The sequence below is a fragment of the Micromonospora sp. NPDC049107 genome (assembly GCF_040648595.1).
Classification (GTDB): domain Bacteria; phylum Actinomycetota; class Actinomycetes; order Mycobacteriales; family Micromonosporaceae; genus Micromonospora.
The window spans coordinates 193,122-208,623 of sequence record NZ_JBEZEC010000013.1; the positions used below are offsets into that span (position 1 = coordinate 193,122).

Sequence of the window (15,502 nt, forward strand, 5' to 3'; positions counted from 1 at the left end):
CGTCAGACGTCCACCCGGGTGCCGGGCTCCAGACGCTGGTACTCGGTGCCGGACAGCGCCGCGTACTGCCGGTTGAGCACGCCCAACCCGTTGTGGTTGAGCAGGGCGTCGTGCACGGCGTACGCGCGGCGCGGGGCGACCGCCCGGATGAAGTCGAGCACCTCGGAGAACTTCGACCAGGGTGCGTGGATCGGCGCGAGGAGCGTGTCGACAGGCGTCTCCTGCGGTACGACGAGCGAGTCGCCGGGGTGGTAGACCACGTCGTTGATGAGGTAACCGATGTTGTCGACCACCGGGATGTCGGGGTGGATGACCGCGTGGCGTCCCCCGTACGCGCGGACCGCGACCCCGGCGGCGGTGAACGACTCGCCGGGCTCGACGGGGCACAGCGCCTCCGCCGCGTCGCCCAGGGTGTCGGCGAGCGCGCCGGGCCCGTAGATCGGGAACGGCCGCCGGTCGAGCTGGAGGCGCACCGCGGCCGGGTCGAGGTGGTCCGGGTGCTCGTGGGTGACGAGCACCGCGTCCGCGCCGTCGAGCGCGGTCGCGGGATCGCTGAACACTCCGGGATCGACCACGAGCACTCCGCCGTCGTGTTCCACCCGGACACAGGAGTGGGCGTACTTGGTGAGCCGCATCGTGACTCCTCGACTTATCGAATCGTGATGTCCTCAGCGCAGTCTGCCGGAACCAGCGGGTGGACGCGTCGCGTCCGAACTATCGCCACTGAAGCTGACGACGATGGGAGCGGGGATGGACGAACGGACAGGGCGACGCCGGTGGGCACTCCTGGCGGCGGGAACACTTGTGGCGGCGCTGGCCCTCGCGGGGTGCAGCGCCGGCGACAGCGGATCAGCGGATTCGGCGGGTACGGCGGCCGAGGCCCCCCAAGCCGCGCTCGACAAGGGCAGCGGCGCGCAGGCAGCGGGGACCGCCGGGGCCGGCGCTCCGGATCTGCGGGTCGACCAGCGGGCGATCATCTACACCGGATCGATGCGGGTGCAGGTGACCGATGTGGACGCCGCGGCCCGCGAGGTAAGCGCGGTGGTCACCCGGGCGGGTGGTTTCGTCGGCGGGGACCAGCGCCGCAGCGCCGAGGCCGACGCGGTGGCCGAGCTGGAGTTGCGGGTGCCCGCCGCCAAGTTCGGCGCGGTGGTGGAGGAGGTCGCGAAGCTCGGTCGACAGCAGAGCCGCGAGATCAACACCCAGGACGTCACGGAGGAGACCGTCGACCTGGAAGCCCGGATCATCACGCAGCGGGCGCGCGTGGAGAGCGCGCGACGGCTGCTCGCCCGCGCCAACTCGATCTCCGACCTGGTGTCCCTGGAGAACGAGCTGGGTCGCCGGGAGGCGGACCTGGCCTCGTTGGAGGCCAAGAAGCGTCGGCTGGCCGACCTGACGGCGCTGTCCACGATCACGGTGTCGCTGGCCGGGCCGGCGGCGAAGGCCAGCGAGGAGAAGGCCGAGACCGGCTTTCTGGTCGGGCTCAAGGGCGGCTGGGAGGCGTTCGTCACCTCGATGACCGTCCTGCTCACCGTTCTGGGCGCGCTGCTGCCATGGCTGGTGGCGGTCGGCGTACCCCTGGCGGTCCTGCTGCTGGCGCTGCGCCGGCGACGCCGGTCGCCGGCACAGGTCGCCGAGGTCAGCGCGCCGCCGCCAGTGCCCGCAGCGCGGTCTGCGCCATGACGCGTACGCCGGCCGGGATGGCCCGCTCGTCCACGTCGAAGGACGCGCGGTGCAGGTCGACGTTGGGGCCGATCCGGCCCACGCCGAGGCGGGCGAGGGCGCCGGGGACGTACTCCAGGTACCAGGAGAAGTCCTCGCCGCCCATGCTCTGCGGCGTCTCGGCGACGCCGTCCGGGCCCAGCGCCGCGCTGGTGGCGGCGGTCAGCACCTGGATGGCCCGCGAGTCGTTGCTGACCGGCGGTCGGCCGCGCAGGTACTCCAGGTCGACGGTCGCGCCGGTGGGGGCGATCACGTCCCGCACCACCTGAGCCACGATCTTGGGAGCCTGCTCCCAGGTGTCCCGGTCCATCACCCGCAGGGTGCCCGAGGCGCACGCCTCGGAGGGAATGACGTTGTAACGGGTGCCGGCCGAGGCGTGGCCGAACACCAGCAGCAGCCCGCTGTTGGCCGGCACCCGACGGCTGACCAGGGCCGGGACCTCGGTGACCAGCCGGCCGAGCGCGTCCACCAGGTCGACGGTCAGGTGCGGACGGGCGGTGTGCCCGCCCGGCCCGGAGAGCCGGACGGTGACGTTGTCGGCGGCCGCCGTGATCGGGCCGACGCGCAGGCCCACCTGGCCCACCGGCAGGTTCGGGTCGCAGTGCAGCGCGAAGATCTGCACCACGTCGTCCAGGCCGCCGGCCTCGATGACCTCCAACGAGCCGCAGGGCAGGATCTCCTCGGCCGGCTGGAAGATGAGCCGGACCCGGCCGTCCAGCTCGCCGAGGTCGGCGAGCTGGGCCAGCAGCATGCCGACGCCGAGCAGGATCGAGGTGTGCACGTCGTGGCCGCAGGCGTGGCAGACGCCCTCGACGGTGGAGCGGTACGGCACGTCCTTGGGATCGTCGAGCGGCAGGGCGTCGATGTCGGCGCGCAGCGCGATGACCGGGCCGTCCGGACGACCGTTGACGTCACAGATCACGCCGTTGCCCTTGGGCAGCAGCCGGGGGTTCAGGCCCGCGAGCGAGAGTTCCCGGGCGATCAGGGCCGCCGTCTCGAACTCCGTACCGGACAACTCGGGGTGCGAGTGAAGGTGACGGCGCGTGGCGATGAGCCCGGGTACCCGTAGGGCGAGCAGGTGGTCCAGGTCGCGGGGCAGGGGCTGGGCCCCCGGCGGGGTCTCCAGCCAGGACGACGCCAGCTGGCCGCCGGTCGGCAGCGTCAACGCACTCGTCACGTCGAATTCTCGATCACTAGAGATGGATGGATCATCGGGGACAGCAGACAGCCTAGACCTCCGACGGTGACGCTGCGCAACCTCGTTACGGTGATGATCAGACCGCGTAGCGTCACGTATGCCCTGCTGAGCGCGCTCGTCGAGGTGCGGGACCGCAGGTAGATCGCGTTCGAACGCCGCCATCCGCCCCCTCACCTCCTACAACGCGTAACCAAGCGGAGTGTCCGGGAGTCGCGATACCACCCCTGGACCTACGCTGCGAATTGTCGCATTAGTCGGGGTGATGAACTGACACTCCGACAATAAGACGACCACGCTCCGCAACGGGCCGGACAAGGACGCTCACATAATCTCGCCGACGCCGACCGCACACCGTGTGCGTTCCGGCCCACCTGTTGCCGTACCCCCGGAGCCGGGCGGACACACCCGAGGGCGGTCGCGTCAGAACCGGGCCGGTCGCGTCAGAACCGGTCCGTGGGCCGGTACTGCCCCCACACCTCGCGCAGCGTGCCGCAGACCTCGCCCACCGTGGCCCGGGCCCGCAGCGCCTCCCGCATCGGGTACAGCACGTTGTCCGAACCCTCGGCGGCGGCCCGCAGGTCGGCCAGCGCCCGCGTCACCGCGTCGGCGTCCCGGCCGGCGCGCAGCCGGGCCAACCGCTCGGCCTGCGCCGCCTCGATCGTCGGGTCGACCCGCAACGGCTCGTACGGCTCCTCCTCGTCGACCGTGAACCGGTTGAGCCCCACCACCACCCGCTCGCTGGAGTCAATCTCCTGGGCGATCCGGTACGCGGACTGCTCGATCTCCCGCTTCTGGAACCCGGCCTCGATCGCGTCGACCGCCGAGCCGTGGTCGGCCACCCGCTCCATCAACTCCACGGCGGCGGCCTCGATCTCGGCGGTCATCGCCTCCACCACGTACGAGCCGGCGAACGGGTCGACTGTCGCGGTCAGGTCCGTCTCGTACGCCAGCACCTGCTGGGTGCGCAGCGCGAGCCGGGCCGCCTTCTCGGTGGGCAGCGCGATCGCCTCGTCGAAGCTGTTGGTGTGCAGCGACTGCGTGCCGCCGAGGACCGCGGCCAGGCCCTGCACCGCGACCCGGACCAGGTTCACCTCCGGCTGCTGGGCGGTGAGCTGCACACCGGCGGTCTGGGTGTGGAAACGCAGCATCATCGACTTCGGATCCCGGGCGCCGAAGTCGTCACGCATGAGCCGGGCCCAGATCCGCCGGGCGGCGCGGAACTTCGCCACCTCCTCCAACAGCGTGGTGCGGGCCACGAAGAAGAACGAGAGCCGGGGCGCGAAGTCGTCCACCGCGAGCCCCGCGGCCAACGCCGCCCGCACGTACTCCACGCCGTTGGCCAGGGTGAACGCGATCTCCTGCGCGGGCGTCGCGCCGGCCTCGGCCATGTGGTAGCCGGAGATGGAGATCGTGTTCCACTTCGGCACCTCCTTGCGGCAGTACGCGAACGTGTCGGCCACCAGGCGCAGCGACGGCTTCGGCGGGAAGATGTACGTCCCCCGGGCGATGTACTCCTTGAGGATGTCGTTCTGGATGGTGCCGTTGAGCGCCGAGCCGGCGACCCCGTTCTCCTGGGCGACGAGCTGGTAGAGCAGCAGCAGCACCGAGCCGGGAGCGTTGATGGTCATCGAGGTGGAGACCCGGTCCAACGGGATGTCGGCGAAGAGCAGCCGCATGTCCTCGATGGAGTCGATGGCCACGCCGACCTTGCCGACCTCGCCGTGCGCGATCGGGTCGTCCGAGTCGTACCCCATCTGGGTCGGCAGGTCGAAGGCGACGGAGAGACCGGTCGTGCCCGCCCGCAACAGTTGGTGGTACCGCGCGTTGGACTCGGTGGCGGTGCCGAAGCCGGCGTACTGGCGCATGGTCCACGGACGGGAGGTGTACATCGTGGGGTACACCCCCCGGGTGTACGGGAACTCGCCCGGGCCGCCCAGCCGGGTGTCCAGGTCCTCCGGAAGGTCGGCCGCCGTGTAGACGCCCTTGATCGGATAACCGGACTCGCTTGACCGCCGTTCGCTCATCCTTCGGATGGTAGGTCGCCCCGGCTCAAGGTCGGGTGAGGGATACCGCACAGTGCGTCCCGACCGGTCGACGGGAGGTGAACGCTCGGGCACGATCTGTCGACTTCGGTAAACGTCCGCCGCGTCGGCTTTCGCATCGGGCGTCGGAACCAGCAAGATAGGGGGGTTGTGTCCCAGCCCCCTCGATTTCCCCCGGTGGCTTTTCTGTGACTCAGATCCCGACGTGGAGCGGCGGACAGGTAAGTCCCGCCAGCGGACGAGCAGCGCCCGGCACCACCATCGGTGACCGGTACTCGCTGCGGTCCGCGGTGGGCAACGGCGGCATGGGCACGGTGTGGCGTGCCACAGACACCCTGCTGCGCCGCGATGTGGCGGTGAAGGAGGTCGTCCTGCCCCCGGGCCTGGCGCCCAGCGACCGCGACGCCATGTACGAGCGGACGCTGCGCGAGGCCCGCGCCGCCGCCGCCATCCAGCACCCCGCCGTGGTGCAGGTGTACGACGTGGTCACCGAGGCCGGTCGGCCGTGGATCGTGATGGAGCTGCTGGACGCCCGCAGCCTCGCCGACATGGTCATCGAGGACGGCCCGGTCGCGCCCCGCGCGGTCGCCAAGATCGGCATCGCGCTGCTCGGCGCGCTGGAGGTCGCGCACGCCATCGGTGTCCTGCACCGCGACGTCAAGCCGGCCAACGTGCTGATCTGCTCCGACGGCCGCTGCGTGCTGACCGACTTCGGTGTGGCCCGGATGCCCACCGACGTGCAGCTCACCACGCCCGGCATGGTGCTCGGCTCCCCGCACTTCATCTCACCCGAGCGGGCCATGGGCCAGGAGTTCGGTCCGCCGAGCGACCTCTTCTCGCTGGGTGTGACGCTCTACACGGCCGTCGAGGGGCGTCCGCCGTTCGACAAGGGCGACCCGATCGAGACGATGCACGCCGTCGTCGAGGACCCGCCGGCCCCGCCGCAGCGCAGCGGCCCGCTGACCCGGGTGCTGATGGGCCTGCTGGAGAAGGACCCGGCCCGTCGGCTGGACGTACACACCTCCCGGGGCATGCTGCGGGAACTGCTCGCCGGCCCGTTGGGCAGCACCGCCACCGCCGTGCACTCGGTCACCGACCCGTACGCCGTGGTGCCGGTACAGCAGCGTCCGGCCCCCGTCCACCAGCCGGCCCAGCCGGAGTCGAAGTCGGACAACCAGATCGGTGGCCGGGCCATGCTCGCCCCGGACGAGTCGCTGACCGACCGGTTGGCCGCGCTACGCCGGGGCGAGCGTCCCCAGCCGGCCGGTTCGAGCGCCGCCGCAGCCCTCGACGAGACCAGCGCGGACGCGCTCGCCGGCCCGCTGCACACCCCCACCGGCGCGATGCCCGGCGCGGGTCGCCCCGCCACCGGGCGCACCTACGGCGGTGGCGCGGACGCCACCCAGCGGGTGGACGCCGGGGCGCACCCCGACGCGACCCAGCGGGTCACCTACGGCAACCGGCCCGACGCGACGCAGCCGGTCGGCTACGGGGCGCCCGAGGCCACCCAGCGCATCGGCGGCACCTACGGCGGCGGCAACCAGTGGTCCGTTCCGGGCACCGGCCAGCCCTGGACGACAACGCCACCCCCGGCCGCCGGCGGCGGCAGTGCCCTGGACAAGGTCCGCGCGACCGGTGGTCAAGTCGTCACCACGGTGAAGGGCTGGCCGCGCAAGGTCCAGCTCGCCGCAGCCGGCGGCCTGGTCGTGCTGCTGCTGATCAGCATCGTGGCGCTGTCGGGCGGGGACGACCCCGCGCCGAGCACCCCGCAGGCGCAGCCGACCCCGTCCGCCCCGGCGGGCCCGGCCGTCGAGATGCAGGAGCACACGGCCCGCGGCATCCAGGTGATGGTGCCGAAGGGTTGGAAGAAGGCCACCGGCGGCTCGTACACCGACTACATCGACCCGGAGGACGACGGTCGCAAGATCCGGATCCTCACCGAGAAGTGGACCGGGACGCCCACCCGCTGGGCGGAGAGCGCGCAGAACTTCCTCCGCACCAAGAGCACCAACTGCAAGAAGCCGTACGAGCAGGTGGCCATCGCCGAGCAGCAGTTGGCGGGCAGCCCGGGCGTCGAATTCGAGTACACCTGCGGCTCCGGTGGCGAGATGCGCCACGGGGTGTGGCGCGCGGTCGTCAAGGACGGCAAGTCGTACTCGTTCTACCTCTCCGCCACCGAGGACGCGTTCGCCGAGAGCAAGCCGATCTTCGACGAGATGGTGAAGACGTTCCAGCTCACCGGAAACGGCTGAGCCGGAGGGAACCGGCAGCGGTGATCCGCCGTCGTGCTATCAAGGGGCATGGCGGCGGACACCACTGACATCGACGACATTCGCGAGCAAGCTCGACGCTGGCTGGCCGACGATCCCGACCCGACCAGCCGGGACGAGCTGACGGCGGTGCTCGACGGGCTGCCGGCGAGCGCCCCGGAGCTGGCCGACCGGTTCGCCGGCCCGCTGACCTTCGGCACGGCCGGCCTGCGCGGTCCGCTGCGCGCCGGTCCGAACGGCATGAACCTCGCCGTGGTCACCCAGGCCGCCGCCGGCCTGGTCACGTGGCTCGCGGCCCAGGGCGGCACCGGCCCGCTGGTGATCGGGTACGACGCCCGGCACGGCTCCCGCCAGTTCGCCGAACGCACCGCCCAGGTGGCGACCGGTGCCGGCCGGGCGGCGCTGCTGCTCCCCCGCCCGCTGCCCACCCCGGTCCTCGCGTACGCGGTGCGTCAACTCGGCGCGGTGGCCGGCGTGATGGTCACCGCCAGCCACAATCCACCCCAGGACAACGGCTACAAGGTCTACCTCGGCGCGGAGCTGGGTGGTGAGCTGGGCGCCGGGGCGCAGATCGTGCCGCCGGCCGACGCCGGCATCGAGGCCGCCATCCGGGCGGTCGGCCCGCTGACCCAGGTGCCGCTGGGGCGGGCCGGCGAGGTGCTCGGTGACGACCTCGTCGCCGCGTACGTCGAGCGGGCCACCGCCGTGATCGACGCGGACGGGCCACGGGACCTGTCCGTGGCGTACACCCCGCTGCACGGGGTGGGCGCGGCGGTGCTCACCGCGACGTTCGCGCGGGCCGGTTTCCCGGTCCCCGGCGTGGTGCCCGACCAGGCGGAGCCCGACCCGGCGTTCCCGACCGTCTCGTTCCCCAACCCGGAGGAGCCGGGGGCCGTCGACCGGCTGATCGCGCTGGCCGACTCCACCGGCGCGGATCTCGCCATCGCCAACGACCCGGACGCCGACCGCTGCGCCGTGGTCGTCCGCGCGGCCGGGGCCGGACAGGGCTGGCGGATGCTGCGCGGCGACGAGGTGGGTGTGCTGCTCGCCGACCACCTGATGCGACGCGGCGTGACCGGGCTGTACGCCACCACCATCGTCTCGTCGTCGCTGCTGCGGGCGATGTGCGCGGCGCGGGGCCTGCCCTACGACGAGACGCTGACGGGCTTCAAGTGGATCGTGCGGGCGGGCGGCGGAAGCGCGCCGCTGGTCTTCGGTTACGAGGAGGCGCTCGGTTACTGCGTCGCCCCGGAGCACGTCCGGGACAAGGACGGCATCACCGCCGCGCTGACGGTGGCCGAGCTGGCCGCCGGCCTCAAGGCGCAGGGTCGGACGCTGACCGACCGGCTGGATGAGCTGGCCGCCGAGTTCGGCGTGCACCAGACCGACCAGCTCTCCGTCCGGGTCGACGACCTGCGGGAGATCGCCGACGCGATGGCCCGGATCCGGACGGCCACCCCGGGCACGCTGCTGGACCAGCCGGTCGACAGTGTCCGGGACCTGCTGCCCGAGTCGGACGTGGTGATCCTGCGTACCGCGACGGCCCGGGTGGTGATTCGCCCCTCGGGGACCGAGCCCAAGCTCAAGGCGTACCTCGAAGTGGTGGAGCCGGTGCCCGACGGCGATGTCGCCGCCGCCCGGAGCCGGGCCGGCGCGGCGATCGCGCGGCTGCGGGCCGACGTCGCTGCCGCGCTCGGCATCTGACCGGGTGCGGGCCGACGGTCAGGCGCGCTTGCCGAGCGCCGCGTCGACCGCCGTGGCCAGGGCGGCGACGACCAGGCCGACCGAGGGGCGGACCACCGAGTCGTCGGTGCTCACCTGGCCGGAGAAGCCCGCCCCGGTGGCGATCTCCTCCAACCGGCGGCGGGCGGTGGCGGCCTCCTCGCCGCTGACGCCCAGCGCGGACTCCATCCGCAGCACGACCACCAGGGTGGCGAGGGCGGCGGTCCGCTCGTCCGGGGCCGCCGCGCCGGCCAGCGCGTCGGCGAGCCGTCGGCGGGTGTCCGCCTCGACGGAGGTGTCCACCACCGGGTAGCGGTGTACGTGGATGAAGCCCAGTTCGGTCTCGTCGACATCGCGGACGACACCCTGGGCGCACAGGTCACCGAGGATCTTGTCGCGTAGACCGTGCCGCAGGCGCTGCACCCACGAGGCCGGGGTGTGCGGGGTGTCGGCGGCGATCCGGGCGAGCACCCCGTCGGTGACCGGCTCGCCGGTGGGCGTCGCGTCGATCACGGTCAACGACCCGTCGGCGAACGCGATCCGGCCGGCCAGTGCCAGCTCGACCAGCACCGCGGCGGCCATGCCCAGGTCCAGGCTGATCCGCGGCATGGTCGCCTTGCCGGTCGAGTCGTCGTAGGCGAGGAGCAGCAGCTCCTCGGCGAGCGCAACACCAGTCATGGCCGGAGACGGTAGCGGGTCCGCGCACCACCGCGCGCGGACCCGCCGGACCCGGCACCGACCGGGTGCCACGCTCAGAACCGGGGCATGCCACCGAACTGGCGGTCGCCGGCGTCGCCGAGCCCGGGGACGATGAACATCTTGTCGTTGAGGCCCTCGTCGATCGAGGCGGTGACCAGGCGCAGCGGCAAGCCGGAGCGCTCCAGCCGCTCGATGCCGACCGGCGCGGCGAGCACGCAGAGCACGGTGATGTCGGTGCAGCCCCGATCGGCCAGCAGCCGACAGGAGTGCTCCAGTGAGCCGCCGGTGGCGAGCATCGGGTCGAGCACCAGCACCGGCAGGCCGGCCAGGTCCCGGGGCAGCGACTCCATGTAGGCGCGCGGCTCGTAGGTCTCCTCGTCGCGGGCCAGGCCGACGAAGCCCATCGAGGACTCGGGCAGCAGGCCGAGCGCGGCGTCCGCCATGCCCAGGCCGGCCCGCAGCACCGGCACCAGCAACGGCGGGTTCGCCAGCCGGGTGCCCTCGGTGCCGGTGACCGGGGTCTGCACCGGGTACCGCTCGACGGGGAAGGTGCGCGCCGCCTCGTACACCAGCATGGTGGTCAGTTCGTGCAGCGCCGCCCGGAACGTCGAGGAGTCGGTGCGCGCGTCCCGCATGGCGGTCAGCCGGGACTGGGCCAGCGGGTGGTCAATGACGTGTACGTCCACGATCGCTCAACCTACCCGTCCGGTCGGCGTGCCGGTGAGGGTGCGGGCGGACCGGCGACCTCGCTCACGCCCGCAGCCGCCGTGACCAAGATCACTCATCGGTTCCGTGCGTAGACTTCTCGGCATGACGGCGACAACGACGTCGGCCCGGTCGGACCTCTCCGAGCTGGGACGATCCGAGACCGCTCTGCGGACCTTCCTGCACGGCCTGCCCGGCGTGGACCAGGTCGGCGCGGAGCAGCGGGCGGCACAGCTCGGCACCCGCTCCATCAAGACCACCGCCAAGGCCCAGGCGATCGACCTGGCGATCCGCATGGTCGACCTGACCACCCTCGAGGGCGCGGACACCCCCGGCAAGGTGCGCGCGCTGGCCGCGAAGGCGCTGCGCCCGGACCCGGCCGACCTGTCGTGCCCACACGTCGGCGCGGTCTGCGTCTACCCGGCGATGGTCCCGTACGTCGCCGAGGTGCTGGCCGGATCCGGTGTCCACCTCGCCAGCGTGGCGACGGCGTTCCCGTCCGGCCAGGCGCCGCTGGAGATCAAGCTCGCCGACGTCCGGGCCGCCGTCGAGGCCGGCGCCGACGAGATCGACATGGTGATCAACCGGGGCGCGTTCCTGGCCGGGCGGTACCAGGAGGTCTACGACGAGATCGTGGCCACCAAGGACGCCTGCGGTGACGCCCACCTCAAGGTGATCCTGGAGACCGGCGAGCTGGCCACCTACGACAACGTGCGCCGCGCCTCCTGGCTGGCCATGCTGGCCGGCGGCGACTTCATCAAGACGTCCACCGGCAAGGTCCCGGTCGCGGCGACCCTGCCGGTGACCCTGGTGATGCTGGAGGCGGTCCGCGACTTCCGCGAGGCGACCGGACTGCAGGTGGGCGTGAAGCCGGCCGGCGGCATCAAGACCACCAAGGACGCGATCAAGTACCTGGTGATGGTCAACGAGACCGTCGGCCCGGACTGGCTCGACCCGGACTGGTTCCGCTTCGGCGCGTCCAGCCTGCTCAACGACCTGCTGATGCAGCGCACCAAGCTGACGACCGGCACCTACTCCGGTCCCGACTACTTCACCCTGGACTGATAGCCGATGTTCGAATACGCCCCCGCCCCCGAGTCCCGCTCGGTGGTGGACCTCAAGCCCGCGTACGGGCTGTTCATCGACGGCACGTTCGTCGACCCGACCAGCGGCGGCAGCTTCAAGTCGATCAACCCCGCCTCCGAGGAGGTGCTGGCCGAGGTCGCCGAGGCCGACGCCGAGGACGTGGAGCGTGCGGTCAAGGCCGCCCGTAAGGCGTACGACAAGGTTTGGGGTCCGATGCCCGGCCGCGACCGGGCCAAGTACCTGTATCGGATCGCCCGGCTCATCCAGGAGCGCTCGCGTGAGCTGGCCGTCCTGGAGTCGCTGGACAACGGCAAGCCGATCAAGGAATCCCGCGACGTCGACCTGCCGCTGGTCGCCGCGCACTTCTTCTACTACGCGGGCTGGGCCGACAAGCTCGGTCACGCCGGCTTCGGGCCGAACCCGCAGCCGATCGGGGTGGCCGCCCAGGTCATCCCGTGGAACTTCCCGCTGCTCATGCTGGCCTGGAAGATCGCCCCGGCGCTGGCGGCGGGCAACACGGTGGTGCTCAAGCCCGCCGAGACCACCCCGCTGACCGCCCTGCTGTTCGCCGAGATCTGCCAGCAGGCCGACCTGCCCGCCGGCGTGGTCAACATCGTCACCGGCGCCGGCGACACCGGGCGCGCGCTGGTCGAACACCCCGGCGTGGACAAGGTCGCCTTCACCGGCTCGACCGAGGTCGGCCGGGCCATCGCCCGGTCGGTCGCCGGCACCCGCAAGAAGCTGACCCTGGAGCTGGGCGGCAAGGCCGCCAACATCGTCTTCGACGACGCGCCCATCGACCAGGCCGTCGAGGGCATCGTCAACGGCATCTTCTTCAACCAGGGGCACGTCTGCTGCGCCGGCTCGCGCCTCCTCGTCCAGGAGAACGTCGCCGACCGCGTGCTGGAGTCGCTCAAGCGGCGGATGGCCCAACTCCGCGTCGGTGACCCGCTGGACAAGAACACCGACGTCGGGGCCATCAACTCGGCCGCCCAGCTGGAGCGGATCCGCGAGCTGTCCGACGCCGGCTCCGCCGAGGGCGCCGAGCGCTGGTCGCCGCCGTGCGAGCTGCCTGACCGTGGCTTCTGGTTCGCGCCCACCATCTTCACCGGCGTCACCCAGGCCCACCGAATCGCCCGCGAGGAGATCTTCGGGCCGGTGCTGTCGGTGCTCACCTTCCGCACGCCGGCCGAGGCCGTGGAGAAGGCCAACAACACGCCGTACGGGCTGTCGGCAGGCATCTGGACCGACAAGGGCTCCCGGATCCTGTGGATGGCCGACCGGCTGCGCGCCGGCGTGGTCTGGGCCAACACGTTCAACAAGTTCGACCCCACCTCGCCGTTCGGCGGCTACAAGGAGTCGGGCTACGGTCGCGAGGGCGGTCGGCACGGGCTGGAGGGGTACCTCAATGTCTGAGCGGGTCGCGGTACGCAAGACGTACAAGCTCTTCATCGGCGGGAAGTTCCCGCGCAGCGAGTCGGGACGGTCGTATCTCGTGCAGTCCTCGAATGTGTCACTGGCCTCCCGCAAGGACGCCCGGGACGCGGTGGTCGCCGCCCGCGCCGCCGTGAAGGGCTGGGCCGGCGCGACCGCGTACAACCGGGGTCAGATCCTCTACCGGGCCGCCGAGATGCTGGAGGGTCGCCGCGAGCAGTTCGTCGCGCTGGGCATCGGAGGCGACGAGGTGGACGCCGCCGTGGACCGCTGGGTCTGGTACGCCGGCTGGGCCGACAAGCTCGCCCAGGTGTACGGCGGCGCGAACCCGGTCGCCGGCCCCTACTTCAACCTCTCCGCGCCCGAGCCCACCGGCGTGGTCGCGGTGGTCGCCCCGGAACGCCCGGCGCTGCTCGGCCTGGTCAGCGTGATCGCCCCGGCGATCGTCACCGGTAACACGGTGGTCGTGGCGGCGTCGCCGTCCGAACCGCTGGCGGCGGTGACGCTGGCCGAGGTGCTGGCGACCTCCGACCTGCCCGGCGGTGTGGTCAACATCCTGACCGGCGCGATCACCGAGACCGCGCCCACGTTGGCCGCGCACCTGGACGTCAACGCGATCGACCTGACCGGGGTGACCGACGCGTCGCTCGCCAGCGAGCTGGAGGTCAAGGCGGCCGAGAACCTGAAGCGGGTGCTCCGACCGGCCCCGGCCGACCACGACTGGACCGCCGACCCCGGGGTGACCCGGATGACGACCCTGCTGGAGACGAAGACGGTGTGGCACCCCAAGGGGGTCTGATCTGGCGGTTCGGCCTTGGGGTTTTCCGGGGGGAGCCCGCCCACTCCGGGCGGTCAGGCTTGATCCCTGCGTGGGCGGGCTCCCCCCGGAAAACCTGACGTGGGCCACGCCCGTCGGGTGGGTCAGCTTGCGGGTGCCGCCCGACGTTGAGTTGCCGGTCGGCGGGGTTGCTGCGGTCGAGGCGGCCAAGATCTGCGCAACTTTGGGGATGTTGCTGCTTCCGGAGCGCTGGAGGCAGCAACATCCCCGTTCTTGTGGGGATCTTGCGGTGGTGACCAGCGTCCGGGCCGCCCGGGGGCGGGGTCTACTACCGGGGGTAGGATTGAGCTGTGACTCGGTTGGGCGATCTTGAGCGTGCGGTGATGGACGTGCTGTGGGACGTGGTCCCGGGCACGTCGGACGGTGTGACCGTGCGCGAGGTCGCCGACGCGCTCGACGGCCGCGAACTGGCGTACACGACGGTGATGACCGTCCTCGACCGGCTCGCCGGCAAGGGCATGGTGCAGCGTGAGCGGGAGGGCCGGGCCTGGCGGTACCGGCCGGCGGCCAGCCGCGAGGCGCACATCGCTCAGCTCATGCTGGACGCCCTCGACCTGGGCGGCAGCCGGGACGCGGCGCTGGTGCGCTTCGCCCGCTCGGTGACCGGCACCGAGGCCGAGGTGCTCCGGGCGGCCCTCGGCAGCGAGGCCGGGCTGACCGGGGCGGGCGCGACCCGCAGCGAGGCCGAGCTGACCGACCGCGTGGATCCGCCGGCGGGCCGCCGGCCGGCCGACGAGACAGCGGAGCGGTAGGCACGCCATGGCCTACGCCGTGCACTTCGCCGCCACCATGCTGGCCTGCTATCTGACCGCGCAGGTGCTGGCCCGTTCCACCTGGACGTGGCGCAGTCCGCGGGTGGCGATCGTCTGCTGGCAGGCCGTCGGGTTGGCGTTGGGCCTCTCCGCGATGGGGCTGCCGATGGCGCTCGGGCTGGCCGCGTACGACCGGCCCACCGGGAGCGCCCTGCTCGCCCTGACCAGCGATCTCGCCCATGGCACCCTGCCGATCGGCCTGACGGCGCTGCACCTCGCCGGCGTCGGGGTGGGCTTCGGCATCGGCGCGGTGCTCGTCACCACGACCGTCCGCAGCATCCACGGCACGATCCGCGCCCAGCGCCGGCACCGGGACCTGCTCACCCTGGTGGCCCGGGACGACCCGGCCGCCCCGGGGGCGCTCGTCCTGGACCATCCGAGCGCCGCCGCGTACTGCCTGCCCGGGGTGAAGCCGCAGGTGGTGGTCAGTGCGGGCACGCTGAGCCTGCTCGACCGGGCCGAACTGGCGGCCGTGCTCTCGCACGAACGCGCCCACGCCCACGAACGGCACGACCTGGTGCTGCTGCCGTTCACCGCGCTCTGCCGGGCGCTGCCGTGGTTCGGCTGGGTCCGGGACGCGCACGAGCGGGTCGCCCTGCTGGTCGAGATGCGCGCCGACGACAAGGCCCGCGAGCTGCACGCTGAGGCTCCGCTGGCGGGTGCGCTGCGTCGCTTCGCGGCCGCCGGGCACCGGGTCACTCCGGCCGGCGCGCTGGGCCTGGGCGACCGCGATCTCGACGTACGCGTCCAGCGCCTCCTGGTCACCGACCGACCGCCCCGCGCCCTCGGCGCCACGGCCCTCGCGGTAGCCGCAACCCTGGTCTCCCTCCCCATAACCCTCTTCCTGACCTAACCCCACCCCCACCCACCCCACCCCCACCCGCCCGGGCGCGGTGATCAAGAGGTTCGCGTCAAGAACCGCTCACGGGACGCCCGAGCCGCCCTGATGGTCCAACGACTCAGGCGCCGCCCTC

At 72.3% G+C, this 15,502-nt stretch carries 13 protein-coding genes; 8 read left to right on the forward strand and 5 right to left on the reverse strand.

Features of this window, described 5'->3' with window-relative positions; all coding sequences use genetic code 11:
- Nucleotides 1–2: 2 nt before the first annotated feature.
- On the reverse strand, nt 3–635 hold the full coding sequence (locus AB0B55_RS28680; protein ID WP_357175036.1) for an MBL fold metallo-hydrolase: 633 nt from the start codon (nt 633–635) through the stop codon (nt 3–5).
- Between the two features lie 94 nt (nt 636–729).
- Here AB0B55_RS28680 and AB0B55_RS28685 point away from each other — a divergent pair, with 94 nt between their 5' ends.
- On the forward strand, nt 730–1,683 hold the full coding sequence (locus AB0B55_RS28685) for a DUF4349 domain-containing protein (protein ID WP_357175056.1): 954 nt from the start codon (nt 730–732) through the stop codon (nt 1,681–1,683).
- Here AB0B55_RS28685 and AB0B55_RS28690 read toward each other — a convergent pair.
- Both AB0B55_RS28690 and AB0B55_RS28695 read right to left on the reverse strand, forming a co-directional pair.
- Nucleotides 1,640–2,899, reverse strand: a complete 1,260-nt coding sequence (locus AB0B55_RS28690; protein ID WP_357130326.1) for an amidohydrolase — start codon at nt 2,897–2,899, stop codon at nt 1,640–1,642. The genes AB0B55_RS28685 and AB0B55_RS28690 overlap by 44 nt on opposite strands.
- A 461-nt stretch (nt 2,900–3,360) precedes the next feature.
- Nucleotides 3,361–4,944 (reverse strand): methylmalonyl-CoA mutase family protein, encoded by a 1,584-nt coding sequence (locus tag AB0B55_RS28695; RefSeq protein ID WP_357130329.1) that lies wholly within the window; start codon nt 4,942–4,944, stop codon nt 3,361–3,363.
- Nucleotides 4,945–5,150: 206 nt separating this feature from the next.
- Here AB0B55_RS28695 and AB0B55_RS28700 point away from each other — a divergent pair, with 206 nt between their 5' ends.
- Both AB0B55_RS28700 and AB0B55_RS28705 read left to right on the forward strand, forming a co-directional pair.
- Nucleotides 5,151–7,214, forward strand: coding sequence for a protein kinase (locus tag AB0B55_RS28700; RefSeq protein WP_357130332.1), 2,064 nt, complete (start codon nt 5,151–5,153; stop codon nt 7,212–7,214).
- Nucleotides 7,215–7,262: 48 nt separating this feature from the next.
- Complete coding sequence (locus AB0B55_RS28705; RefSeq protein ID WP_357130334.1) at nt 7,263–8,936, forward strand: phospho-sugar mutase; 1,674 nt, start codon at nt 7,263–7,265, stop codon at nt 8,934–8,936.
- Between the two features lie 18 nt (nt 8,937–8,954).
- Here the strand turns inward: AB0B55_RS28705 and AB0B55_RS28710 are convergent, their stop codons facing one another.
- Both AB0B55_RS28710 and upp read right to left on the reverse strand, forming a co-directional pair.
- Nucleotides 8,955–9,632 (reverse strand): GPP34 family phosphoprotein, encoded by a 678-nt coding sequence (locus AB0B55_RS28710; RefSeq protein WP_357130337.1) that lies wholly within the window; start codon nt 9,630–9,632, stop codon nt 8,955–8,957.
- A gap of 74 nt (nt 9,633–9,706) precedes the next feature.
- On the reverse strand, nt 9,707–10,339 hold the full coding sequence (upp, locus tag AB0B55_RS28715) for a uracil phosphoribosyltransferase (protein ID WP_357130340.1): 633 nt from the start codon (nt 10,337–10,339) through the stop codon (nt 9,707–9,709).
- A gap of 124 nt (nt 10,340–10,463) precedes the next feature.
- On the opposite strand from upp, the gene deoC reads away from it, so the two are divergent.
- The 5 genes from deoC to AB0B55_RS28740 all read left to right on the forward strand — a co-directional run bounded on the left by deoC (nt 10,464) and on the right by AB0B55_RS28740 (nt 15,381).
- Nucleotides 10,464–11,423, forward strand: a complete 960-nt coding sequence (gene deoC, locus AB0B55_RS28720; protein WP_357175038.1) for a deoxyribose-phosphate aldolase — start codon at nt 10,464–10,466, stop codon at nt 11,421–11,423.
- 6 nt (nt 11,424–11,429) lie between these two features.
- On the forward strand, nt 11,430–12,860 hold the full coding sequence (locus tag AB0B55_RS28725) for an aldehyde dehydrogenase family protein (protein ID WP_357130346.1): 1,431 nt from the start codon (nt 11,430–11,432) through the stop codon (nt 12,858–12,860).
- The gene (locus tag AB0B55_RS28730) at nt 12,853–13,677 is read left to right on the forward strand and encodes an aldehyde dehydrogenase family protein (protein WP_357175041.1); all 825 of its coding nucleotides are present in this window, start codon (nt 12,853–12,855) and stop codon (nt 13,675–13,677) included. Before AB0B55_RS28725 ends, AB0B55_RS28730 begins: the two co-directional genes overlap by 8 nt.
- A gap of 329 nt (nt 13,678–14,006) precedes the next feature.
- Nucleotides 14,007–14,468 (forward strand): BlaI/MecI/CopY family transcriptional regulator, encoded by a 462-nt coding sequence (locus AB0B55_RS28735; protein ID WP_357130352.1) that lies wholly within the window; start codon nt 14,007–14,009, stop codon nt 14,466–14,468.
- Between the two features lie 7 nt (nt 14,469–14,475).
- Nucleotides 14,476–15,381, forward strand: a complete 906-nt coding sequence (locus tag AB0B55_RS28740; RefSeq protein ID WP_357175044.1) for a M56 family metallopeptidase — start codon at nt 14,476–14,478, stop codon at nt 15,379–15,381.
- The last annotated feature ends 121 nt before the right edge of the window (nt 15,382–15,502 follow it).

Coding starts and splice junctions, on each gene's coding strand:
- AB0B55_RS28680 (WP_357175036.1), bottom strand. CDS start 635: ATGCGGCTCACCAAGTACGCCCACTCCTGTGTCCGGGTGGAACACGAC.
- AB0B55_RS28740 (WP_357175044.1), top strand. CDS start 14,476: ATGGCCTACGCCGTGCACTTCGCCGCCACCATGCTGGCCTGCTATCTG.
- AB0B55_RS28695 (WP_357130329.1), bottom strand. CDS start 4,944: ATGAGCGAACGGCGGTCAAGCGAGTCCGGTTATCCGATCAAGGGCGTC.
- deoC (WP_357175038.1), top strand. CDS start 10,464: ATGACGGCGACAACGACGTCGGCCCGGTCGGACCTCTCCGAGCTGGGA.
- AB0B55_RS28730 (WP_357175041.1), top strand. CDS start 12,853: ATGTCTGAGCGGGTCGCGGTACGCAAGACGTACAAGCTCTTCATCGGC.
- AB0B55_RS28725 (WP_357130346.1), top strand. CDS start 11,430: ATGTTCGAATACGCCCCCGCCCCCGAGTCCCGCTCGGTGGTGGACCTC.
- AB0B55_RS28705 (WP_357130334.1), top strand. CDS start 7,263: ATGGCGGCGGACACCACTGACATCGACGACATTCGCGAGCAAGCTCGA.
- AB0B55_RS28710 (WP_357130337.1), bottom strand. CDS start 9,632: ATGACTGGTGTTGCGCTCGCCGAGGAGCTGCTGCTCCTCGCCTACGAC.